The following is a 20,567-nucleotide window of genomic DNA, read 5'->3' on the forward strand; positions in this document are numbered from 1 at the left end:
TAGGAGCGAGCTTGCTCGCGAACGAACCCCCGCTGCGGAATCCGTTCGCGAGCAAGCTCGCTCCTACACATCGACAAACCTCGATGCATGCATGCGTCGATATGCATTTTTGCCGATCCATTCCCCGCCTATCCTGCCGGCCTCGCTGAAACCACCCCGAGGTCACCATGCGCACCCAGCTCTACATCGACGGCCAGTGGCGCGACGCCGCCAGCGGCGCCACCCTGCAGCCGATCAACCCCGCCACCCGCGAGCCGCTGCCAGTCGTGGCCGCCGCCGGCGCCGCCGAGGTCGACCTGGCCGTGGCCGCCGCCCGCCGCGCCTTCGCCAGCTGGCGCGAGACCCGTGGCGCCGAGCGTGCGCGTTACCTGCGCGGTTTCGCCGAGCAGTTGGAGGCCCGCCGCGAGGCGCTGGTCGAGTTGCAGATGCGCGCCAGCGGCAAGCCGCGCCTGGAGGCGGAGATCGACGTCGGCGACGCCATCGCCACCTTCGCCTATTACGCCGAATTGGCCGATGGCCTGGACGCCCGGCAGAACGCCGAGGTGGCGCTGCCCGACGCCGGTTTCCGCTCGCAGACGCGCTTCGAGCCGGTGGGCGTGGCCGGGCTGATCGTGCCTTGGAACTTCCCCCTGGTGACCAGCGCCTGGAAGGTCGCCCCGGCCCTGGCCGCCGGCTGCACGGTGGTGCTCAAGCCCTCGGAGATCACCCCGCTGGTCGAGCTGGTGCTGGGCGAGGTCGCCGACGCCATCGGCCTGCCCGCCGGCGTGCTGAACCTGGTGCCGGGCCTGGCCGATGCCGGCGCCGCCATCTCCGGCCATGGCGGCATCGACAAGCTGTCCTTCACCGGCAGCAACGCCGTCGGCCGCAAGGTCATGCAGGCCGCCGCCGCGCGCACCCTGCCGGTGGGCCTGGAGTTGGGCGGCAAGTCGCCGATCCTGGTGTTCGCCGACAGCGACCTGGACGACGCCGTGCAGTGGATCATCGCCGGCGTGTACTGGAACGCCGGGCAGATGTGCTCGGCCACCTCGCGCCTGCTGGTGGAGGAGGGCATCGCCGACGAACTGCTGGCGCGCCTGAAGGTGGCGGTGGAGGCGCTGCGCGTCGGCGACCCGCTGGCCGGCGAGACCGACATGGGGCCGATGACCAGTGAGGCGCAGTTCCGCAAGGTGCGGGACTACTTCGCCATCGCCCGCGACGAAGGCCTGGCCTGCCTGACCGGTGGCGAGGTGGGCGAGGGCTGGTGCATCCGCCCGACCGTCTACGTCGACGTGCCGGAAGACAGCCGCCTGTGGCGCGAGGAAATCTTCGGCCCGGTGCTCTGCGTGCGCCGCTTCCGCGACGAGGCCGACGCCCTGCGCCAGGCCAACGACTGCGATTTCGCCCTGGCCGCCACCGTGGTCAGCGCCGACCTGGCGCGCGCCCAGCGCGTCGCCGAGCGCCTGGAGGCCGGCCACGTCTGGCTGAACTCGCCGCAGGTGGTGTTCCCGCAGACCTCCTGGGGTGGCGGCAAGGCCAGCGGCATCGGCCGCGAGCTGGGGCACTGGGGCCTGTCGGCGTTCCTCGGCGTCAAGCACATCACCGCGCCGCGCTGACGATCGAGGCATTTCGGTCCCGGGGCCAACGGCGGATAACCGCGAACGGTCATGCGCCCTACCTGCCCCGCCCACATCGTTCCCCTGTAGGAGCGCGCCCTGCGCGCGAATCGCGGGCAGGGCCCGCTCCTATTGCGCCGAGGTGCTCTTCGTAGGAGCGAGCTTGCTCGCGAACAAACGCGGTGCCATGCGGTTCGCGAGCAAGCTCGCTCCTACGGGAAGCTGGGATGCCCCGGCGCGATTCGCGGATGAGATCCCTAGGGCAGGGACACGCCATGCACTGCGCAAAGGTCCTCCACCAGCGCCTGCAGGGCCTGGTTGTGCCCCGTGTCGTCGCGCAGCAGCAGGCTGTGCTCGATGCCGTAGCCGAGCCGCTCGGCGAGCAGCGGGCGCATCTCGCCCAGGTCCACCCAGCGCTGCGCGTAGTGCGTCGGCAGGTAGCCCAGGTGGGTGCCGGCGCGCACGGCGTGCACCACCGCTTCCATGTTGCCGGCCAGCGCCGTGCTGCGCCGCGGGTCGGCCGGCAGCTGGACGTCGGCCTGGGCGTGGCCGTACTGCACCCAGGCGCAGGCCTCCAGGTCGGCCTGGCTGGGCGCCTGGTGGTCGAAGAGCGGATGCCCGCGGCCGCAGAACACCGCCACCCGTTCGCTGTACAGCGGGCGGTAGCGCAGGTTCGGCAGATGCCGGCTGGAGCAGGCGATGGCCAGGTGCAGCTCGCCGCCCAGCACCTGGCGTTCCAGCTCGGTGGAGGAGCCGATGGACAGCTGCAGGCGTACCTCCTGGTCGCGCCGGCCGAAGCGTGCCAGGGCCTCGTGGATGCGCGCCTCGGGCAGGGTGGCGATGTTGTCCGCCAGGCCGATGCGCAGCTCGCCCACCAGGCGCCCGGCCAGGGATTGCACCTGGTCGCGGAAGTCGCCCAGGGCGGCGAACAGCGCCTGGCCGTGCTGCAGCACCAGGGCGCCCTTGTCGGTCAGGCGGAAGCCGCTCTTGCCGCGTTCGCACAGGCGGTAGCCCAGGCGCGTCTCCAGGCTGGCGATGTGCGTGCTGATGGTCGACTGGCCCATGCCCAGTTCGCCCTGGGCGGCGGAAAAGCCGCCGCAGCGCACCACGGTGGCGAAGATGCGCAGCAGGCGCAGGTCGAGGTCGGAGACGTTGTGCAGCATGGGGCTCCTGCATCCACTTCGTGGCATGTGAATGGGCGAATGCATCGAATTTTATCAATGCATCGAAGCCCTCACCAAGTGCCTGTACGAGTGCCGGCGGCCCCGTGCTAGAGTGCCGGACGAGTTTTCCCGCGGGGTTCACGATGACGTTGCGCCACCTGTTCTGCCTGGCCGTCCTGGCCTTCTCCGGGCCGCTGTTCGCCGCCGATGCGCCGGTGGCCCATGCCCAGTTCCTGCCGCCGGACGACAACAACCTGCGCGGCGAGGCGCCAGAGCAGCAGCAACTATTGCAGGTCACCGAATACAGCGTGGTGCTGGGCAACCAGCGCCAGTCCAACCAGCAGCCGATCCCGATCACCACCCCGGCGCTGCTGCGCCTGAAGGGCAAGCCGCTGAACAAGGGCGGCGCGGTGACCCAGGTGCTGATCAGCTTCGACAGCGAAGGCAAGAGCCTGAAGAAGCCCACCTACGACGCCGCCAGCCGCACCCTGAGCCTGTCGTACCCGGCCGCGTCCTACGCCCAGCTGCTCGACCTGCTGCGCCACGGCCCGGTGTACTGCCAGTTCCTCAGCTACCCCAACGGCCACGTCTGGGCCGACCTGCACAGCGGCGCCGTGCGCCTGCGTTGAGCCGGCGCCCGCAGCGGGGTTACACTGCCCGCCTTTGGTGACGGCCGGGCCGTCGACTGGTGCCGTAGAGAGAAGCGAGCGATGCGTAAAGACAAGAAGCAGGTGATTGGCGAAGAGATCGGCGACGAGTCGATCAAGCTGTTCCTCGAGGTCGAGCCGGCCGACGATACCCCGCCGTCGCTGCACAAGCTGATCAAGGCCTACCGCGGCCTGCGCATCGACGACTTCGAGCGCTTCGTGAAGTTCTTCGTCGAGGCCGGCTACGACCTCGGCGCCAGGGATGCCAAGGGCCAGGACTTCGTCGCGCTGATCCGCGACCAGCGCCAGGCCGAGCCCTACATCGAGGTGATCGAAGCTGCCCGCGGCTGATCGGCCTCGCTGTGAAGAAGCCCGCCGCGTGCGGGCTTTTTCGTGCCTGATGCCTGGCCCCGCAGGGTGGGTGGAGCGAAGCGATACCCATCGCCATGGCCGCATGGGTTTCGCAAGCTCAGCCCATCCTACGAAGAGCGCATCGGCGCAGACCCTCCGCCCCCCGCCTAGACTTGCAGGTAGAACAACGACAAGGTGAGGACGCCGACATGCATGTACAGCCCTATCTGTTCTTCCACGGCCAGTGCGACGAGGCCATCGCCTTCTACCAGCAGGCGCTGGGCGCGCAGCTCAACGCGCTGATGCGCTACGAGGAGGCGCCGGGGCCGCTGCAGGTGCCCGACGGCTGGTGCGAGAAGGTCATGCATGCCAGCCTGCAGGTCGGCCAGAGCGAGGTGCTGATGTCCGACGGCCGCGGCGAGCACGAGGCACCACCCGGCGGCTTCAGCCTGCACCTGGCACTGCACAGCGTGGTGGCGGCGGAGAAGGCCTTCGCCGCGCTGGCCGAGGAGGGGCGGGTGGACATGCCGCTGGAGAAGACCTTCTGGGCGCAGCGCTTCGGCATGCTCCACGACCGCTTCGGCGTCGGCTGGATGATCAGCTGCCGCTGACGCCGCGCCCCGGAAACGAAAAGGCCCGCCGAATGGCGGGCCTTCTGCGTCAGGGCCGGATCACTGATCCAGCTGCAGCTTCTGCCAGGTGTAGGCGTTGATCTCGCGGTAGGCCGAGGCGTCGCTCTCCAGCTGCTTCTCGCGGGCCGGGAAGATCTCCCGGAGCTTGGCGCCCCAGGCTTCGGACTTGTACTGAGCGGGGAAGCAGCGCTCGAGCAGGCCGAGCATGATCGACACGGTCACCGAGGCGCCCGGGGAGGCGCCCAGCAGGGCGGCGATGGTGCCGTCCTCGGAAGCCACCAGCTCGGTGCCGAACTGCAGGATGCCGCCTTTCTTGGTGTCCTTCTTGATGATCTGCACGCGCTGGCCGGCGGTTTCCAGGCGCCAGTCCGCCGGGTTGGCCAGCGGGTAGAACTTGCGCAGGCTTTCCAGGCGCTGGTCCATGGACTGCATGACTTCGCGCACCAGGTAGCGGGTCAGGTCCATGTTGTCGCGGGCGACCGCCAGCATCGGCATCAGGTTGCTGCCGCGGACCGACAGCGGCAGGTCGAGGAAGGAGCCGTGGCGCAGGAACTTGGTGGAGAAGCCGGCGTAGGGTCCGAACAGCAGGGACTTCTTGCCGTCGACCACGCGGGTGTCCAGGTGCGGCACGGACATCGGCGGGGCGCCGACCTCGGCCTGGCTGTAGACCTTGGCCTGGTGCTGCCTGACCACTTCGGGGTTGTCGCAGCGCAGCCACTGGCCGCTCACCGGGAAGCCGCCGAAGCCCTTGCTTTCCGGGATGCCGGACATCTGCAGCAGCGGCAGCGCGCCGCCGCCGGCGCCGAGGAAGACGAACTTCGTGCGGATCTTGCGCGACTGGCCGTTCTGGGTGTTCTTGATGTCGACGATCCAGTCCTGGCCGTCGCGCTCCAGGCCCACGACCCTCTGGAAGTAGCTGATCTTCGCGCCTTCCTGCTTGCCCAGGCGGGCCAGCAGCTGGTTGGTCAGGGCGCCGAAGTTGACGTCGGTGCCATGCTCCACGCGGGTGGCGGCGACCTGCTCGTCGGCCGGGCGGCCGGGCATGGTCAGCGGCGCCCACTGGGCCAGCTGCTCGCGGTCCTCGGTGTAGACCATGGACTCGAAGGCATGGTGCTGGCTGAGGGTTTCGAAGCGCTTCTTCAGGAAGGACACGTCCTTGCCACGGACGAAGCTCAGGTGCGGCACCGGGTTGATGAAGTTGCGCGGATTGCCGAAGCCTTCCTTGTCCACCAGGTGCGCCCAGAACTGCTTGGACACCTCGAACTGGGCGTTGATCTGCACCGCTTTCTTGATGTCGATGGAGCCGTCGGCGGCCTGCGGCGTGTAGTTCAGCTCGCAGAGGCCGGCGTGGCCGGTACCGGCGTTGTTCCAGGGGTTGGAGCTCTCGATGGCTCCGGACTCCTGCAGTTCGACGATCTCCAGTCGGGTGTCGGGTTCGACTTCCTTCAACAGGGTCGCCAGGGTTGCGCTCATGATGCCGGCGCCAACCAGCAGCACATCCAAAGCTTCGTGTTCGTTCGCCATTCTCGCTCGCCACACTCTCGTGAAGTAGTGAAAAACCTTCAAATCACGCTCTTATGGAGACGTGAAGCTCAAAGGGGGTCGTCGCTGCGGGCGGGTCCGGACTCGGTTCGGAGGGGACTCGCGGCAATCCTTGCCTGAAAGTGTCGTCGCAACGATCGGTACAAAGCGCGAGGCCGGTGGCCACGGCGCAATTGGCGACTCTCTAGGAGGGTGTGACAGGCCGGCAGGCGCGAGGCTGCCGGGCTGTGGGACCCGATCAGGAGGCGTCCTTATAATCGGGGCGCGATTATAACGACGAAATGCAAAAAAAGCCCTCGGGCTTAGACTTTTTTCCGAGTTCCGGTCACCGGATTTCCTGTTTTTGCACCAGATTGGTGCGCCTTGTCCTCGCGCGCGTCGCCGCCAAGGAACCTGTAACAAAGTGCCAGCGTCCAAGTTGCAGAGCGCTATCAGGGCGCTCCGACGGCCGGTATACTGCCCGCCGTTCCGAGCCCAACCCATGGAGACACGAACATGTTGCAGCGTCTGTTGCTCAGTCTGATCGCCGCCGGCACCCTGGCCTTGTCCGGCTGTGCCCTCAGCCCGCAACAACTGAACCCGGACCCGGTGTTCAAGGGCCAGCCGGTCGCCGTCGGCCAGGGCCAGCCAGTGGTGGTGAAGGTGGTCGACGGCCGCCAGAGCACCGAGCTGGGCACCCGTGGCGGCCTCTACTCGGAGACCAGCGCGGTCACCGTGCGCAGCCAGGACGTGATTCCCAAGCTGCAGGCCCAGACCGAGGCGGCGGTGCGCCTGCTCGGCTTCACCCCCTCGCCGAACGCCTACAACGCCCCGACCCTGACCCTCACCCTGGCCGAGCTGAAGTACCAGTCGCCCAAGGACGGCGTCTACGTCACCGAGGCCACCATAGGCGCGACCTTCCGCGTCGACGTGCAGGCCGGCGGGCGCCGCTACAGCGGCCGCTACGGTTCCTCGCTGAACCAGCGCTTCGGCATGGCGCCGAACCAGCAGACCAACACCAAGCTGGTCAGCGACGTGCTCAGCGACACCCTGGACCGCGTGTTCAAGGACCCGACCATCGGGCAGACGCTGAACCAGCGCTGATCGCTTCGGCGTGAACGAAAAAGCCCGGCGAGTGCCGGGCTTTTTCGTTCATGGTCGCGGGAATTCAGGCGGCGGCCTGGCGGAACGGGTCGGTCTCGTAGGCCGGCTGGCGCTCGTCGGCTTCCGGCAGGTCCAGGTGTTCGTGGCCGCAGGCCTGGCAGTACACCAGCCAGTGGTCGTCCTGGACGTTGAAGGAGAGGTCGGTGACCACGGCTTCGATCTCATCCAGGTGTTCGATCAGGTAGGCGCTTTCGTGGGGTACGATTTCGAGCATGGCGAATCTCCTAGGCGGGATACCGGATGGCGAAAGGTGACTAGCCAGTCATGTGCCAGGTGGTGGAAAAGGCTTAGAACCCTTCTCGATAAGGCTGACGTTCGTCGTGAATAAGACGACCGAACTGGCTGTGCCGTCCTCCTGACGGATACAATCGGCCGTCTTTCTTTCAGTTGCGTGACGTACCCGCCGCGGTTCGTCGCTTCGTACAGAACTCGGCCTTGGCGCTTTCTTGCTTCCTGGCGTGCAGTCCTGAAGTGTGGAGGTCGTGATGTCGCTGCAGGCGCTCTGGAATCTGTTCCAGGCCCATCCCGCCCGGGTCCTCAACGACCTGGCGCTGTTCTTCGCCCTGGCCGGCGCCTGGCTGCTGCTGGCCACCCGCCGGCGCGAGCGCCAGGCCCTGCAACGCCTGGTCGCCGGTGGCGATGGCGCGTCCGCGCCGCTGGCCGAGGCCGAGCCTTCGACGGCGAAGATCAACCGCTTCTTCTACCTCTTCGGCTTCGCCTGCCTGGCCCTGGCCGTGGGGCTGAGCCAGTACAGCACCCACCTGCCGGGCTGAAAACGCACCGTAGCGATGCAAAAGGGCGCCCGAGGGCGCCCTTTTCGTTCATGCGGTGGCTCAGGCCTGCTTGAGCCGGTACTGGTTCAGCACCGGGGTGGCGTACTGCAGGACCAGGTAGGGGCGGTGCTCCGGCGGGCAGGCCTGCAGGCGCTGCTGCCACTGCTCGCGGGCCCGGCGCAGCTCCTCGGAGCCGAACAGGCTCTCGACGCCGGGCACGGCCAGGGCCGGGTCGCGCAGCTCGGACATCTCGTAGGCCAGGTAGTGCACCGGGAACAGCCGGTAGTTGCCGAGGATCTGCCGGTCCAGGGCGGCGGCCAGCTGCTTGGCGTCGGCGTAGTCACCGTCCATCTCGGCGCCGAAGTTGATCTGCACGCGGCCTTTGTAGCCGGTGATACCCAGGGCGATGCTGGCGTCGTCCTCGCCCGGCGCCTTGCGGTATTCGCCGGTGCTGGCGCGGGTGTACAGCTCGCGGGCCTTGGCGGCGTCGCAGGGGTCGTACTCGTAGCTGATCGACACCGGGATCAGGTGCAGCTCGCGGGCCACCTGGGCGAAGGGCTCGTCCTTGCGGCTCATGTGGAACATCTTGAGGATCGCCGAGTCGGTGCGGTCGTCACCGTCCTTGGCGCGGCCCTCGGCCTGGGCGATCCACACCGACTCGCCGTCGTGGCGGATCGAGTGGTTGATGTAGGCCGAGAGGGTGGTGTAGGCCGCCAGCTTCTCGCGCCGGCCGCTGATCGAGCGGTGCACGATGAAGCTCTTGTTCAGGCGCATCAGGTCGCTGACGAAGGGCCGCTGCAGCAGGTTGTCACCGATGGCGATGCGCGGCGTCGGCAGCTTGGCGTGGTAGATGGCGTAGTTGCAGAACGCCGGGTCCATCACGATGTCGCGGTGGTTGGCGATGAACAGGTAGGCGCGGCCGCTCTTGAGATTGTCCAGCCCGGAGTAGGTGACGCCGTCGGTGGCGTGCTCGATGGTGCGGTCGACGTAGGGCTCGCACTTGTCCTGCAGCTCCACCACGCTGCGGATGCCGGTGACCTCGCGGGCCAGGCGGTGGGCGATCAGCGGGCGCAGCAGCCAGCCGAAGGGGCGCGACAGGCGCGGATAACGATAACGCGCCAGAATACCCAGGAAGGCGTCGTCGCTCAGCAGGCGCTGGAGAACGGCCGGGACTTCGGCGTCGTTGTACGGTCGGATGGCTTCGAACTCGCCCATCATGCTCTCTTGTTCATGGGTGTAACTGGCACGGCACGCGTCTGGCGCGGGCCTCTCCCCCGGAAAACCGGCCATGCCCGCGGGCCTGGCCGGATAAAAAGACCGCGGGAGTATAACGGAAGTCACAGGGGACCTTCAGATGCTCGAGACCCAGGCTTACCGCTGCCCCTACTGCGGGGAACCGGCCGAGGCCGTGCTAGACCTCTCCGGCGGCGACCAGAGCTACTATGAAGATTGTCCGGTGTGTTGCCGGCCCATCCTGTTCCAGCTGTACACCGACGGCGCCCAGTGGTCGCTGGAGGTTCACCGGGAGGACGACTGATGCTGCGAGTCTACGAACCGGCCGACCTGGCCGAGGCCGAGTTGCTGGCCGGCATGCTGGCCAGCGAGGGCATCGCCTGCCACCTCGGCGGCCGCCACCTGCTCGGCGGCATCGGCGAGTTGCCGCTGCACGGCCTGCTGCACCTGTGGGTCGACGACGGGGCCGCGCAACAGGCGCGGGAGCTGATCCAGGCGTACAATGCCGCGCAGCCGTTGCCCGGCCCCGCCGACGAGTTCGGCCCGGCCAGCGGCGTCCTGCTCTGTTGAGGCCGCCCTGGAGCGCCGATGACCGCCCGCTTTGCCCTGTTCCGCTGGACCCGTGAGCTCGCCGAGCTGCCGGGCTTTCCCAAGGACCACCCGCCGCACTGGAACCTCGCCCCCGGCGCGCAGTTGCTGATGCTGCGCGAGGAGGCCGGCGCGCGCCGCGCCGACCTGGCCCGCTGGGGCCTGACCCCGGCCTGGCTCACCGACCTGTCGCGCACCCCGGCCCACGCCCGCGCCGAAACCCTGGCCGAACAGCCGATGTTCCGCGAGGCCTTCGCCCGCCGCCGCTGCCTGGTGCCGGCCAACGGCTTCTACGAATGGCACGGCGTGCGCAAGCGCCCCTACTGGCTGGCCGGCGCCAGCGGCCTGAGCTACTTCGCGGCGGTCTGGGAGGCCTACCCGGTGGACGGCCACACCTGGCTGAGCCTGGCCCTGGTGACCCAGGCGGCCGGCCCGATGCGCCGCCCGCTGCTGCTGGAGAGCGAGGAGGAGAGGGCGCTCTGGCTAGGTGACGAGACGCCGGTGCCCAAGCTGCTGAGCCTGCTGGCGCGGCCGCAGGTGCGGCTGCGGGAGCAGGCTTTGGCGAGCATAGTCAACGATCCGGCTTGCGATGGACCGGAGTGTTTGACGCCGGCTTAGTACGGGGGCGTTGAGGGGGCTTTTCGTAGGAGCGAGCTTGCTCGCGAACGGTTGCCTCGGTGTTTCGGGGGAATTCCGCACCCTCTCCCCAGCCCTCTCCCTGAAGGGAGAGGGGGCAGTCCGTGCCAACGGGAAGCGTGGCGTTCGCCGGCTATTTCCGTGATTGCCGGCTGACTCAGAAATACCCAGGCACTCCGAACGGTCCCCTCTCCCTTCAGGGAGAGGGTTAGGGAGAGGGAAAGGCGCTGAACCAAAGCACCGAAGCCACCAGTGGGCACGGTTCGCAAGCAAGCCCACCCCAACAAAGAAACTCCCCACCCATCCGCCTTATCATCCAGAGGCCGCCACTCGCATTCAGCTGCCTGATAGTGCGCGCCAGCTTCCCCCTCACTTGCCTAAGCTGCAGGCCACCCCTTCGCTCTGGCCGCGTTGGCGGCGAACAGGAGTCCGGCATGCACAACAACAATAACGGCTACCCCTCCAGTGCCGTGGCCTGGTCCACGGTGGCGATCCTCATGGTCGCCTATGTCCTGTCGTTCATCGACCGGCAGATCCTCAACCTGCTGGTCGGGCCGATCCGTCGCGACCTGGTCATCAGCGACACCCAGATGAGCCTGCTCATGGGCCTGTCCTTCGCGCTCTTCTACACCCTCTGCGGCATCCCGCTGGGGCGCATGGCCGACAGCCGCAGCCGCCGCGGGCTGATCACCGTCGGCGTGCTGATCTGGAGCGCCATGACCGCGGCCTGCGGCCTGGCCCGGCAGTACTGGCAGTTCCTGCTGTTCCGCGTCGGTGTGGGCGTGGGCGAGGCGGCGCTGTCGCCGGCGGCCTATTCGCTGATCGCCGACAGCTTTCCGGCGCAGCGCCGGGCCACTGCCATCAGCGTGTATTCCATGGGCATCTACCTGGGCTCCGGGCTGGCCTTCCTGCTCGGCGGGCTGGTGATCAAGTTCGCCTCGGCCCAGGGCGACGTGCACCTGCCGCTGCTGGGCGAAGTGCGGCCCTGGCAGCTGATCTTCCTTCTCCTCGGCGCCGCCGGCGTGCTCTTCACCCTGCTGATGCTGGCGGTGAAGGAGCCGCAGCGCCACGGCGTGGGCGCCGGCGTCGAGGTGCCGATGCGCGAGGTCGGCGCCTACCTGCGGGCCAACCGCAAGACGGTGATCTGCCACAACTTCGGCTTCGCCTGCATCTCCTTCGCCAGCTACGGCAGCGGCGCCTGGGTGCCGACCTTCTTCGTCCGCACCTACGGCTGGGACGCCGGCCACGTTGGCGTGGTGTACGGCAGCATAGTGGCGGTGTTCGGCTGCCTGGGCATCGTCTTCGGCGGGCGCCTGGCCGACCGCTGGGCCAAGCGCGGGCGCACCGACGCCAACCTGCGCGTGGGCCTGCTGGCGGCCTGCCTGGCGCTGCCGCTGTCGGTGACCTTCCCGCTGCTGGACGACGCCAACCTGGTGGCCATGCTGATGGCGCCCACGGTGTTCTGCCTGAGCATGCCCTTCGGCGTGGCGCCGGCGGCGATCCAGGAGATCATGCCCAACTCCATGCGCGGCCAGGCCTCGGCCATCTACCTGTTCGTGGTCACCCTGTTCGGCCTGGGCGTCGGCCCCACGGCGGTGGCGCTGGTCACCGACTTCGTGTTCCACGACGACATGGCCCTGCGCTACTCGCTGCTGATCGTCACCAGCCTGGCGCTGCTGGGCGGCGTGCTGCTGCTCGGCCTGGGCCTGAAGCCCTACCGCCAGAGCCGCGAGCACCTGCAGAACTGGAGCCTGCAGCGCGAGGCCGGGCAGGACAAAGGCGGGATGCAGCGGCAGCCGGCGTAATCCACATCGTTCCCATGTAGGAGCGCGCCCTGCGCGCGATTCGCGGGCAGGGCCCGCTCCTACAACGGTATCTATCCTGCCCCGTAGGAGCGGACTCCGTCCGTTCAGTGCGCTGGCGTCGGTTCGGCCGCGGGCGCCAGGTCCTTCTTCGCCAGCAGCGTGTACACGCAGGGCAGCACGAACAGGGTGAAGAGGGTGCCCACGCTCATGCCGGTGGCGATCACCACGCCGATGTCGAAGCGGCTCACCGCGCCGGCGCCGGTGGCCAGCAGCAGCGGGATCACCCCCAGGACCATGGCCGCGGTGGTCATCAGCACCGGCCGCAGGCGGATGGCCGCGGCTTCCTCGATGGCCTCGCGCACGCCCAGGCCGCGCTCGTGGCGCAGCTGGTTGGCGAACTCGACGATGAGGATGCCGTGCTTGCTGATCAGCCCGATCAGCGTCACCAGGCCCACCTGGGTGTAGATGTTCAGGCTCGACAGGCCGAGGAACAGCGGCACCAGCGCGCCGCAGATCGACAGCGGCACCGTGACCATGATCACCAGCGGGTCGCGGAAGCTCTCGAACTGCGCCGCCAGCACCAGGAAGATCACCGCCAGGGCCAGGGCGAAGGTCAGCATCAGCGCGTTGCCTTCCTGGACGAACTGCCGCGAGGCGCCTGCATAGTCGAAGGCGAAGCCGCGCGGCGACTCTTGCTCGGCTATCTGCTTCACGCTGTCGATGGCGTCGCCCATGCTCACCAGCGGCACGCCGGAGATGATCGCCGAGTTCAGCTGCTGGAACTGGTTGAGCTGGCGCGGCCGCGCGCGCTCGTGCAGGGTCACCACGGTGGACAGCGGCAGCAGCTCGCCGCGGCCGTTCTTCACGTAGTAGCTGCCCAGCCAGTCGGGGTTCTCGCGGAAGTGCCGCTCGACCTGGGCGATCACCTTGTAGCTGCGCCCGTCGATGGTGAAGCGGTTGATCTCGCCCTCGCCCAGCAGGCTGGCCAGGGTGACGCCCAGGTCCTGCATGGACACGCCCATCTGCGCCGCCTTGGCGCGGTCGATATCGACCACCAGCTCCGGCTTGTCGAAGGCCAGGTCGAGGTCGAGGAAGGCGAACTTGCCGGATGCCTCGGCGCGCTTCTTCACCCGCTCGGCCACCTGCAGCAGCGACTCGTAGTCGCTGGCGGTGTTGATCACGAACTGGAACGGCAGGCCTTCGCCGGTGCCCGGCAGCGACGGCAGGTTGAAGCCGAAGATCTGCAGCCCGGGGATCTTGTCCAGTTCCGCCTGCACCGCGTGGAGCAGTTCCATCTGGCTGCGCTGGCGCTCGTCCCAGGGCTTGAGCAGCATGCCGCCGATGCCGGCCTGCACGCCGTTGTAGCCGTTGATCTGGAACGCCGAGTAGTACTCGGGGAAGCTGCGGAAGATGCCCTCGAACTGGCTGGTGTACTTGTTCAGGTAGTCCAGGTTGGCGGTCTGCGGCGCGTTGGCCATGAGGAAGACGATGCCCTGGTCTTCCTCCGGCGCCAGTTCCTTGTGGGTGAACACCAGCAGCAGCGGGATGATCGCCAGCACCAGCACGCCGAAGGTCAGCACCACCGGGCGGTTGTCCAGGGTGGCGTGGAGGCTGCGCTGGTAGCGCCGCTTCAGGGCCTCGAACATCAGGTCCAGGCGGTGCGCCAGGCCGCTGGGGTTTTCCTCGTGGCGCAGCAGGCGCGAGCACATCATCGGCGACAGCGTCAGCGCCACTATGCCGGAGATGATCACCGCGCCGGCCAGGGTGAAGGCGAACTCCTTGAACAGCGCGCCGGTCAGGCCGCTGAGGAAGCCGATGGGGGCGTACACCGCGGCCAGGGTGATGGTCATGGTGACCACCGGCACGGCGATTTCCCGCGCCCCTTCGATGGCGCCCTGGAAGGGCGACTTGCCGTCCTCGATGTGGCGGTGGATGTTCTCCACCACCACGATGGCGTCGTCCACCACCAGGCCGATGGCGAGCACCATGGCCAGCAGCGTCAGCAGGTTGATGGAATAGCCCATCAGCTGCATGAAGAACAGCACGCCGATCATCGACAGCGGGATGGTCACCACCGGGATCAGCACCGAGCGGAAGGCGCCGAGGAACAGGAAGACCACCACTATGACGATGAGGATGGCCTCGCCGAGGGTCTTCACCACCTCGTCGATGGAAGCCTGGATGAAGCGCGTGGCGTCGTAGGCGATGGACACCTTCAGGTCTGGCGGCAGTTGCTCTTCCAGCTCGGGCATCTTGGCGCGGACTTCCTTGATCACGTCCAGCGGGTTGGAGCTGGGCGTGCCCTTGATGCCGATGTACACCGAGGGAATGCCGTTGAACGAGCTGACCGAGTCGTAGCTGGCCGCGCCCAGTTCCACCCGCGCCACGTCGCTCATCAGCACGCGGCGATCGCCGAGGGTCTTCAGCGGGATGGCGGCGAAGGCCTCCGGCGACTTCAGGTCGGTGGCGGCGTTGACGCTGGTGACCACCAGCTCGCCCTTCACCTCGCCGGCGGCGGAGAGGAAGTTGTACTTGCGCACGGCGTCGTCGATGTCGCTGGCGGTGATGCCGTAGGCGGCCATCTTCACCGGGTCCAGCCACAGGCGCATGGCGAACACTTGGTTGCCGAGGATTTCCGCCTCGGCGATGCCCGGCAGGGTGGCGAGCTTGGGCTGGATCACCCGCGACAGGTAGTCGGTGATCTGCGGGTTGTCCATGTGTTCGCTGTAGAAGCTGATGTACATCAGCGCCGAGGCGTCGGCGGCCTCCTTATCCAGCACCGGGTCCTCGGCGTCGGGCGGCAGCTGCGTCTTCACCTCGCCGATCTTCGATAGCAGTTCGGTCACCAGGCGGTCGGTGTTGGCGCCGATGTGCGCGTAGATGGAGATCACCGAGTAGTTCTGCCGGCTCACCGAGGTCATGTAGTCGATGCCCTCGGCGCTGGCCAGGCTCTGCTGCAGCGGCTGGGTGATGTAGCCCTGGATGGTCTCGGCGTTGGCCCCGGCGTAGAAGGTGGTGACGGTGATGAGCGCGTTCTCCATCTGCGGGTATTCGCGGATCACCAGGCGGCTGAAGGCCTGCATGCCGAGCAGGACGATCAGCAGGCTGACCACCGTCGCCAGCACTGGGCGGCGGATGAAGGGATCGGTAAAGGCCATGGTTCCAGTCCTTTGTCGTTGCGCCCGCGCGGCCGTGGCCGCGCGGGGTTCGGCGGCCGCGCGGGCCGCCCTGTGCATCGGTTGCGGGTCAGCGCACGTCGTCGACGATGGCCACCGGCGTGCCGCTGTCCAGCTTGAGCTGGCCGCTGGTCACCACCGGCTCGCCGACCTTCAGGCCGTCGAGGATCACCGCCTTGCCTTCGCGGCGCTCGCCGACCTTGACGAAGCGGCGCTCCACGGCCAGCAGCGGCTGGCCCTTGGCGTCGTTCTGCGGCTTGCCGTCCTTGTCCTGTTTGGGCACCACCACGTACACCGAGTTGCCGTACAGGGTGAAGGCGATGGCGGTCTCCGGCACCACCACGCGCTGCGCGGTTTCCGGCAGCTGCACCTCGAGGCTGGCGAACATTCCCGGCAGCAGCTTGCCGTCGGGGTTGGCCATGGCCGCGCGCACCTGCAGGTTGCGCGTCTCGTTGTCCACCCGCGGGTTCAGCGCCTGGATGCGCGCCTCGAACACCTGGCCCGGGTAGGCCGCGACCGTGACCAGCACGCGCTGCCCGACCTGCAGGCGGGGGAAGTCCTGTTCCGGCAGGAAGAAGTCCACCAGCAGGGTGGAGAGGTCCTGCAGGGTGGCGATGGGCGTGCCCGGCGAGACGTAGTCGCCGATGTCCACCTGGCGGATGCCGATGGTGCCGCCGAAGGGGGCGAGCACGCGCTTCTTCGCCAGCGCCGCCTTGAGCTGCGCGACCGTGGCGCTGGAGCGCTGCAGCTGCGCGGCCAGGCGGTCGAACTCGCTCTTGGAGATGGCCTGGCGGCCGACCAGGCTGCGGCCGCGCTCGAACTCCACCTGGGCCAGGTTGAGGTCGGCCTCGGCGGTGCGCAGGGTGGCGGCCTCGACGTCGTTCTCCAGCTGCACGATGGGCTGGTCGACGCGGACCTTCTCGCCGGAGGCGAACAGCACCTGGCGCACGGTGCCCGAGGCTTCCGCGGTGAGCACCACGCCCTGGTTGGCGCGCAGGGTGCCGATGGCCGGCAGGCGGCTCTGCCAGGTGAGCGCCTCGGCCTTCACCGCGGTGACGCTGACCGGCGGGCGCGGCGCGGTGAACTGGGCGATCTGCTTCTGGATGGAGAGATACTTGGAGCCGGCGAGCACCGCGACTATGACGGCGACCGCGCCGAGCATGATCAGCATGCGGCGCAACATGTTCCTGTTCCTTGGTGAGTGCCTGGCGGCTCTGCGCCGCGAGGGGCCCGTTCCTGCATGGCCGGCCCTGCGTTCGCGGGACTGCTTCGCTTCCCGGAGCCTGTCGGGAATGCCCCGTTGCGGGGCAGAAGTGCGCACATTAGACGGAGTTCGCTTCCGCGTCAAAGTACCTTGATTGCAGGACGTTTCCCCCGCCGGGGGATTTAGCGTTGCCCCGCAAGGCGAGCGCGCCCTCTGCGCCGAGGGCTCGCCGGGCGCGGCTCAGGAGGCCAGGTGCAGGTGGTTGTCCCAGAACGCCGGGGGCAGTTGCAGCGGCTGGGCGGCGATCTTCTCGCCACGGCAGTCGTAGAGGCGGCAGCGGCCCTGGCCGGAGGTGACCACGAAGCCGTCCTTCACCGCGCCGACGCCGGCGCAGTCGGGCAGCGGCGCGTCCAGGCGCAGGGCGCCGCTGTCCAGGTCCCAGATGAAGAAGCGGTTGCCGCGCGGTGCGGTCAGGGCCACCAGGCGCAGTTCGTCGTGCACCGCCACGCTGGCGGTGTACTGGACCATGGCCTGGCGTTGCTCCTCGCCCAGCGGGAAGCTCTGGAAGGCCTGCCCCGGGCGCTTGATGGCGAGCAGGTCGGCGGCCTCGTGGGCGTCGCCCATGAACTGCTGGCAGGCGACGATGGTGCCGTCGGCGGCGATGGCCAGGTGGCGCACGCTGTTCATCTGCTGGGCCAGGGTTTCCTTGGAGATCAGCGCGCCGTCGCGGTGCATCAGCACCAGGCTCGGCTCCATGGCGTCGAGGTTCATTTCCACGCGGCTCTCGGCCTCGGTGCGGATGCCGCCGTTGGCCACCACCAGGGTCTCGCCGTCGGGCAGCCAGGCCACTTCGTGGGGGCCCAGGCCATGGGTCGGCACCTCGCCGGTGTGCGCCAGGCGCTCGCCGTCGAAGCGGTAGATGCCGAGCAGGCCGCGGCCCGGGTCGGTGGTGTCGTTCTCGGTGGCGTAGAGCCACTCGCCGTCCCCGTGCCACACGCCGTGGCCGTAGAAGTGGCGGTCCGGCTGTGAATCGAGGGTCTGCAGCAGGCGGCCGTCCTCCAGGCTCACCAGGTAGCTCTGGCGCCCCGGGCGGCGGGCCACGAACAGCGCCAGCGGCAGGCTCGGGTGCTGGACGATGGCGTGGCAGCGCAGGCCCACCTCGGTGGCGAACGCGCACTGGCCGTCCAGGCGGTAGCCCACCGCGTAGTGCTTGCCGTCCGCGTCGTCGCGGGCGGACAGCAGCAGGGGCTCCCGGCCCTTGCGCGACAGCGTCCAGCCGCCGAAGGAGAGGGCGCCGAGCAGCAGGCTGCCCAGGCCGATCACGTGACGTCGCAGCATGGCGTTCACCTCTTTCACATCGTTCACCTTGACCTGGCGAGCCAGCGCCAGGCGTCTCTCCAACGACGCCTGGCCGACGCTCGGCGGTCAGTCGCCGTCGTTGGCGTTGAAGCCCAGCTGCACGCCCAATGCCTTGGCCAGCTCGCCCTCGTGCAGGCGGTGGACCACGTTCAGGCTGTCGTACAGCTCGTTGAGCTGCTTGATGCCGGCGTCGTCCTTGAGCAGTTCGCCCAGGGGCTGCCTGAGCGCGGCGAACTTGCCGTGGACGTCGGCGTAGGCGGCGTCGATCTTGCCGGCCAGGTCCTTCTGCTCGCCCGGCAGCAGGGCGCGCAGGCCCTTGCCGTCGGAGCCCTTCCACAGCGCCTCGGCGCCGTTCAGGCTGGATTCCAGGCTGGCCAGGGAGGCGTCGCTGCGCCAGTTCTCGGCCTGGAACGGCTGCGGGATGCCCTTGCTCTGGCGGCCCAGCGGGGTGCCGAGCTTCTTCTTCAGCATGTCCAGGGCGGTGACCTGCACACGGAGCATCTCGGCGATGGCCTCGTGGGCGTCGGCGTAGCGCTCGTTGGGGAACTTGCTCATCTGCGCGAGCATGCCGTTGTCGGCCTTCCAGCGCGCCAGGATGTCCTGGGCCAGGGCCTGCTGGTGCTCGCCGATGGCTTCCAGCAGCGGGCAGTAGCGCGCGCGGGTAGCGGCGTCGGCGAGGTCGATCCTGGCGTCGAAGAGGATGTACTCGTAGGCGGTCAGGCCCTGCACCACCACGCTGGACTTGGCCAGGGTGGCGGGGGTGATCTCGGCGCCGCCGCTGAGCAACTGCTCGACCTGGCGCGCCACCAGGTTCTTCTTGTCCGGGTAGAACTGCACCTGCCAGGCGCGGTTGCCCTCGGCCAGCGGGCCGATCAGCAGCGGCTGCAGCTCGGCCCAGGCCTTCTGCGCGGCGACGAAGTCGGCGCGGGCGCGGGCCAGTTCTTCCTTGCCCTGGCAGAAGGCCAGGGAGCTGGCGGCCAGCGCGCGGTCGGCGTCGACCCAGCGGCCGTAGGCCGGCAGGATCACCTGCTGGGCCAGCGCGGCGCTGGTGGTCGCCTGCGGGTCCTGCGGCGAGCAGGCGCCCAGGGCGATGGCGAGGCTGGTGAGCAGTAGTCGGGGGCGGAACATGTTCGGCTCCTTAGAGTGAATTCAGGAAGTCCAGCAGGGCGCTGCGCTGCGCGGCGTCGAAGGCCAGTACCCGCTGCCTGGCCGCCTCGGCCTCGCCGCCGTGCCAGAGCACGGCTTCCAGCAGGTTGCGCGCGCGCCCGTCGTGGAGGAACTGGGTATGGCCGTTGACCACCTCGGTCAGGCCGATGCCCCACAGCGGCGGGGTGCGCCAGTCGCGTCCGCTGGCGAGAAATTCCGGGCGATTGTCCGCGAGTCCCTCGCCCATGTCATGTAGTAGAAGGTCGCTGTAGGGGCGGATCACCTGGTTGGCCAGTTCCGGCTCGGCGGCGTCGGCCCCGGTGGTGAACTTCGGGGTGTGGCAGCCGGCGCAGCCGGCCTGGTGGAACAGCGCCTTGCCGGCCAGCACCTGCGGGTCGTCGACCTTGCGCCGCGCCGGCACCGCCAGGTTGCGCGCGTAGAAGGCGACCTGGTCGAAGATGCGCTGGCTGACCTCGGGCTTGCCGCCGTCGACGGCCTGGCGGCAGGCGACCTGGGCTTCGGTGCAGTCGTCGGCGGCCAGCAGGGGGCTGGTCAGGCCCATGTCGCCGGAGAAGGCGTGGGCGTTCTGCTGCGCCACGTCGGGCTGCCCGGCCTTCCAGCCGAAGCGGCCGAGCACGGTCTGCTGGCGGGCCTCGTCCCAGACGCGGTTGGCGCGGCCGCGGATGCCGTCGCCGTTGCGGTCCCCGGGGTCGGCATTGGCCAGGATGGCGGCCTCGGGGATGGCCTCCAGCAGGCCCAGGCCGATCATCGGCGGGGCGACGCGGGCGGAGAACTGCGTGTCCGGGTGCATGGGGCCGTAGCCCAGCTCGGTCAGGCGCAGGATCGGCTTGCGCAGCTCGACCTCGGTGCCGTCCCTGAAGCTCACCTTCACCGGCTCGTAGTCCACGCGCACCCGCGCCTCGGGCGCCACGCCGGGGATCGCCGAGTCCTGCAGCTGGCCGCCGTAGACCGGCTCGGGCACCACGCCCAGGCGCTTGAGGGTGCGGGCGTCGCCGGGCCCGGCGGGGATCGACAGGCGCACCAGCATGGACACCGCGTTGATGTCCTTGGGCCCCGGCGGATGGCCGCGGCCATCCTTGATGTGGCAGTTCTGGCAGGCGTTGGTGTTGTACAGCGGCCCCAGGCCGTCGCGCGCGGTGGTGGTGGTGGGCGCGATCACCCAGGGGTTGCGGAAGAAGCTGTTGCCCACGCTGAAGTCCAGGCGGCGGCTGGGCGTGAGGTTGCCCGAGGGCATGGAGTAGGCGTTGCGGTCGGCCTGGTAGACGGTGGCGCCGCCGCCGGACAGCGCCTCGCCCGGTTCGGCCACCGCCCTGGGCTCTTCGCGACCGCAGCCGGCGAGGGCGAGGGTGGCGAGCAGGGCGGCGAGGGTGGCGGTTGGACGGCGGTACATCGAGGCGATCCAGGCTGGAAAACGGGCGGGCCATCTTAGCAGTTGGGCAAATGCAAATATTAAAAATTTGTATTCGCTATTGCCGCGTCGGCCCGGATGAAATGCCAAGGCCCCGGCTAGCGGGGCCTTGGCTCAACCGGCATGCGCTGCGGCGGGTTGCCGCAGC

19 protein-coding genes are annotated in these 20,567 nt (G+C 68.7%); 10 read left to right on the forward strand and 9 right to left on the reverse strand.

What is annotated here, in order from left to right:
- Positions 1 to 167: 167 nt before the first annotated feature.
- The gene (locus DK254_RS29930) at positions 168 to 1,592 is read left to right on the forward strand and encodes an aldehyde dehydrogenase family protein (RefSeq protein ID WP_109936739.1); all 1,425 of its coding nucleotides are present in this window, start codon (positions 168 to 170) and stop codon (positions 1,590 to 1,592) included.
- A 257-nt stretch (positions 1,593 to 1,849) separates the two neighbouring features.
- On the opposite strand, the gene DK254_RS29935 is transcribed toward DK254_RS29930, so the two are convergent.
- Positions 1,850 to 2,755 carry a LysR family transcriptional regulator gene (locus DK254_RS29935; protein WP_109936740.1) on the reverse strand — a complete coding sequence of 302 codons (906 nt, stop codon included), beginning with the start codon at positions 2,753 to 2,755 and terminating at the stop codon, positions 1,850 to 1,852.
- A 143-nt stretch (positions 2,756 to 2,898) separates the two neighbouring features.
- On the opposite strand from DK254_RS29935, the gene DK254_RS29940 reads away from it, so the two are divergent.
- The 3 genes from DK254_RS29940 to DK254_RS29950 all read left to right on the forward strand — a co-directional run bounded on the left by DK254_RS29940 (position 2,899) and on the right by DK254_RS29950 (position 4,364).
- Entirely contained in the window at positions 2,899 to 3,384 is a 486-nt protein-coding gene (locus tag DK254_RS29940) for a hypothetical protein (RefSeq protein WP_109936741.1), read from the forward strand.
- 81 nt (positions 3,385 to 3,465) lie between these two features.
- A complete protein-coding gene (locus DK254_RS29945) occupies positions 3,466 to 3,753 on the forward strand; it encodes a PA4642 family protein (protein WP_089389721.1) in 288 nt (95 codons plus the stop codon).
- 209 nt (positions 3,754 to 3,962) lie between these two features.
- The gene (locus tag DK254_RS29950) at positions 3,963 to 4,364 is read left to right on the forward strand and encodes a VOC family protein (protein WP_089389720.1); all 402 of its coding nucleotides are present in this window, start codon (positions 3,963 to 3,965) and stop codon (positions 4,362 to 4,364) included.
- Positions 4,365 to 4,424: 60 nt separating this feature from the next.
- Here DK254_RS29950 and mqo read toward each other — a convergent pair whose 3' ends face one another.
- On the reverse strand, positions 4,425 to 5,909 hold the full coding sequence (gene mqo, locus DK254_RS29955; protein WP_089389719.1) for a malate dehydrogenase (quinone): 1,485 nt from the start codon (positions 5,907 to 5,909) through the stop codon (positions 4,425 to 4,427).
- Positions 5,910 to 6,422: 513 nt separating this feature from the next.
- Between mqo and DK254_RS29960 the strand changes: the two genes are divergently transcribed.
- The gene (locus tag DK254_RS29960) at positions 6,423 to 7,010 is read left to right on the forward strand and encodes a YajG family lipoprotein (RefSeq protein ID WP_089389718.1); all 588 of its coding nucleotides are present in this window, start codon (positions 6,423 to 6,425) and stop codon (positions 7,008 to 7,010) included.
- Between the two features lie 64 nt (positions 7,011 to 7,074).
- Here DK254_RS29960 and DK254_RS29965 read toward each other — a convergent pair whose 3' ends face one another.
- Positions 7,075 to 7,284 carry a hypothetical protein gene (locus DK254_RS29965; protein ID WP_009615850.1) on the reverse strand — a complete coding sequence of 70 codons (210 nt, stop codon included), beginning with the start codon at positions 7,282 to 7,284 and terminating at the stop codon, positions 7,075 to 7,077.
- A 271-nt stretch (positions 7,285 to 7,555) separates the two neighbouring features.
- On the opposite strand from DK254_RS29965, the gene DK254_RS29970 reads away from it, so the two are divergent.
- On the forward strand, positions 7,556 to 7,843 hold the full coding sequence (locus DK254_RS29970) for a hypothetical protein (protein WP_109936742.1): 288 nt from the start codon (positions 7,556 to 7,558) through the stop codon (positions 7,841 to 7,843).
- A gap of 60 nt (positions 7,844 to 7,903) precedes the next feature.
- Here DK254_RS29970 and DK254_RS29975 read toward each other — a convergent pair whose 3' ends face one another.
- Entirely contained in the window at positions 7,904 to 9,061 is a 1,158-nt protein-coding gene (locus tag DK254_RS29975) for a 1-acyl-sn-glycerol-3-phosphate acyltransferase (protein WP_109936743.1), read from the reverse strand.
- 136 nt (positions 9,062 to 9,197) lie between these two features.
- Here DK254_RS29975 and DK254_RS29980 point away from each other — a divergent pair, with 136 nt between their 5' ends.
- The 4 genes from DK254_RS29980 to DK254_RS29995 all read left to right on the forward strand — a co-directional run bounded on the left by DK254_RS29980 (position 9,198) and on the right by DK254_RS29995 (position 12,105).
- Positions 9,198 to 9,380, forward strand: a complete 183-nt coding sequence (locus DK254_RS29980; RefSeq protein ID WP_089389715.1) for a CPXCG motif-containing cysteine-rich protein — start codon at positions 9,198 to 9,200, stop codon at positions 9,378 to 9,380.
- Positions 9,380 to 9,646 carry a DUF2007 domain-containing protein gene (locus DK254_RS29985; protein WP_109936744.1) on the forward strand — a complete coding sequence of 89 codons (267 nt, stop codon included), beginning with the start codon at positions 9,380 to 9,382 and terminating at the stop codon, positions 9,644 to 9,646. The genes DK254_RS29980 and DK254_RS29985 overlap by 1 nt, the downstream gene beginning before the upstream one ends.
- A gap of 18 nt (positions 9,647 to 9,664) precedes the next feature.
- Positions 9,665 to 10,282 (forward strand): SOS response-associated peptidase, encoded by a 618-nt coding sequence (locus tag DK254_RS29990; RefSeq protein WP_109936745.1) that lies wholly within the window; start codon positions 9,665 to 9,667, stop codon positions 10,280 to 10,282.
- A gap of 452 nt (positions 10,283 to 10,734) precedes the next feature.
- On the forward strand, positions 10,735 to 12,105 hold the full coding sequence (locus DK254_RS29995) for an MFS transporter (RefSeq protein ID WP_109936746.1): 1,371 nt from the start codon (positions 10,735 to 10,737) through the stop codon (positions 12,103 to 12,105).
- Between the two features lie 104 nt (positions 12,106 to 12,209).
- Here DK254_RS29995 and DK254_RS30000 read toward each other — a convergent pair whose 3' ends face one another.
- The 5 genes from DK254_RS30000 to DK254_RS30020 form a co-directional block, all read right to left on the reverse strand.
- Positions 12,210 to 15,263, reverse strand: a complete 3,054-nt coding sequence (locus tag DK254_RS30000) for a multidrug efflux RND transporter permease subunit (protein ID WP_109936747.1) — start codon at positions 15,261 to 15,263, stop codon at positions 12,210 to 12,212.
- 88 nt (positions 15,264 to 15,351) lie between these two features.
- Positions 15,352 to 16,464, reverse strand: a complete 1,113-nt coding sequence (locus DK254_RS30005; RefSeq protein ID WP_109936748.1) for an efflux RND transporter periplasmic adaptor subunit — start codon at positions 16,462 to 16,464, stop codon at positions 15,352 to 15,354.
- A gap of 261 nt (positions 16,465 to 16,725) precedes the next feature.
- Positions 16,726 to 17,823, reverse strand: coding sequence for a DUF1513 domain-containing protein (locus tag DK254_RS30010; RefSeq protein WP_109937350.1), 1,098 nt, complete (start codon positions 17,821 to 17,823; stop codon positions 16,726 to 16,728).
- An 87-nt stretch (positions 17,824 to 17,910) separates the two neighbouring features.
- Entirely contained in the window at positions 17,911 to 18,972 is a 1,062-nt protein-coding gene (locus DK254_RS30015; protein WP_109936749.1) for an imelysin family protein, read from the reverse strand.
- 10 nt (positions 18,973 to 18,982) lie between these two features.
- Positions 18,983 to 20,401 (reverse strand): di-heme oxidoredictase family protein, encoded by a 1,419-nt coding sequence (locus DK254_RS30020; RefSeq protein WP_109936750.1) that lies wholly within the window; start codon positions 20,399 to 20,401, stop codon positions 18,983 to 18,985.
- Positions 20,402 to 20,567: the final 166 nt, after the last annotated feature.

The sequence above is a fragment of the Pseudomonas sp. RW407 genome, assembly GCF_003176655.1.
In the GTDB taxonomy this organism is placed as follows: domain Bacteria; phylum Pseudomonadota; class Gammaproteobacteria; order Pseudomonadales; family Pseudomonadaceae; genus Pseudomonas; species Pseudomonas delhiensis.

Bases quoted from the DNA above. Each gene is read 5' to 3' on its own strand.
- DK254_RS29990 (WP_109936745.1), top strand. From the start codon at position 9,665: ATGACCGCCCGCTTTGCCCTGTTCCGCTGGACCCGTGAGCTCGCCGAG.
- DK254_RS30010 (WP_109937350.1), bottom strand. From the start codon at position 17,823: ATGCTGCGACGTCACGTGATCGGCCTGGGCAGCCTGCTGCTCGGCGCC.
- DK254_RS30015 (WP_109936749.1), bottom strand. From the start codon at position 18,972: ATGTTCCGCCCCCGACTACTGCTCACCAGCCTCGCCATCGCCCTGGGC.
- mqo (WP_089389719.1), bottom strand. From the start codon at position 5,909: ATGGCGAACGAACACGAAGCTTTGGATGTGCTGCTGGTTGGCGCCGGC.
- DK254_RS29980 (WP_089389715.1), top strand. From the start codon at position 9,198: ATGCTCGAGACCCAGGCTTACCGCTGCCCCTACTGCGGGGAACCGGCC.
- DK254_RS30000 (WP_109936747.1), bottom strand. From the start codon at position 15,263: ATGGCCTTTACCGATCCCTTCATCCGCCGCCCAGTGCTGGCGACGGTG.
- DK254_RS29965 (WP_009615850.1), bottom strand. From the start codon at position 7,284: ATGCTCGAAATCGTACCCCACGAAAGCGCCTACCTGATCGAACACCTG.
- DK254_RS29940 (WP_109936741.1), top strand. From the start codon at position 2,899: ATGACGTTGCGCCACCTGTTCTGCCTGGCCGTCCTGGCCTTCTCCGGG.
- DK254_RS29945 (WP_089389721.1), top strand. From the start codon at position 3,466: ATGCGTAAAGACAAGAAGCAGGTGATTGGCGAAGAGATCGGCGACGAG.
- DK254_RS29935 (WP_109936740.1), bottom strand. From the start codon at position 2,755: ATGCTGCACAACGTCTCCGACCTCGACCTGCGCCTGCTGCGCATCTTC.
- DK254_RS29995 (WP_109936746.1), top strand. From the start codon at position 10,735: ATGCACAACAACAATAACGGCTACCCCTCCAGTGCCGTGGCCTGGTCC.
- DK254_RS30005 (WP_109936748.1), bottom strand. From the start codon at position 16,464: ATGTTGCGCCGCATGCTGATCATGCTCGGCGCGGTCGCCGTCATAGTC.
- DK254_RS29950 (WP_089389720.1), top strand. From the start codon at position 3,963: ATGCATGTACAGCCCTATCTGTTCTTCCACGGCCAGTGCGACGAGGCC.
- DK254_RS29985 (WP_109936744.1), top strand. From the start codon at position 9,380: ATGCTGCGAGTCTACGAACCGGCCGACCTGGCCGAGGCCGAGTTGCTG.
- DK254_RS29960 (WP_089389718.1), top strand. From the start codon at position 6,423: ATGTTGCAGCGTCTGTTGCTCAGTCTGATCGCCGCCGGCACCCTGGCC.
- DK254_RS30020 (WP_109936750.1), bottom strand. From the start codon at position 20,401: ATGTACCGCCGTCCAACCGCCACCCTCGCCGCCCTGCTCGCCACCCTC.
- DK254_RS29930 (WP_109936739.1), top strand. From the start codon at position 168: ATGCGCACCCAGCTCTACATCGACGGCCAGTGGCGCGACGCCGCCAGC.
- DK254_RS29975 (WP_109936743.1), bottom strand. From the start codon at position 9,061: ATGATGGGCGAGTTCGAAGCCATCCGACCGTACAACGACGCCGAAGTC.
- DK254_RS29970 (WP_109936742.1), top strand. From the start codon at position 7,556: ATGTCGCTGCAGGCGCTCTGGAATCTGTTCCAGGCCCATCCCGCCCGG.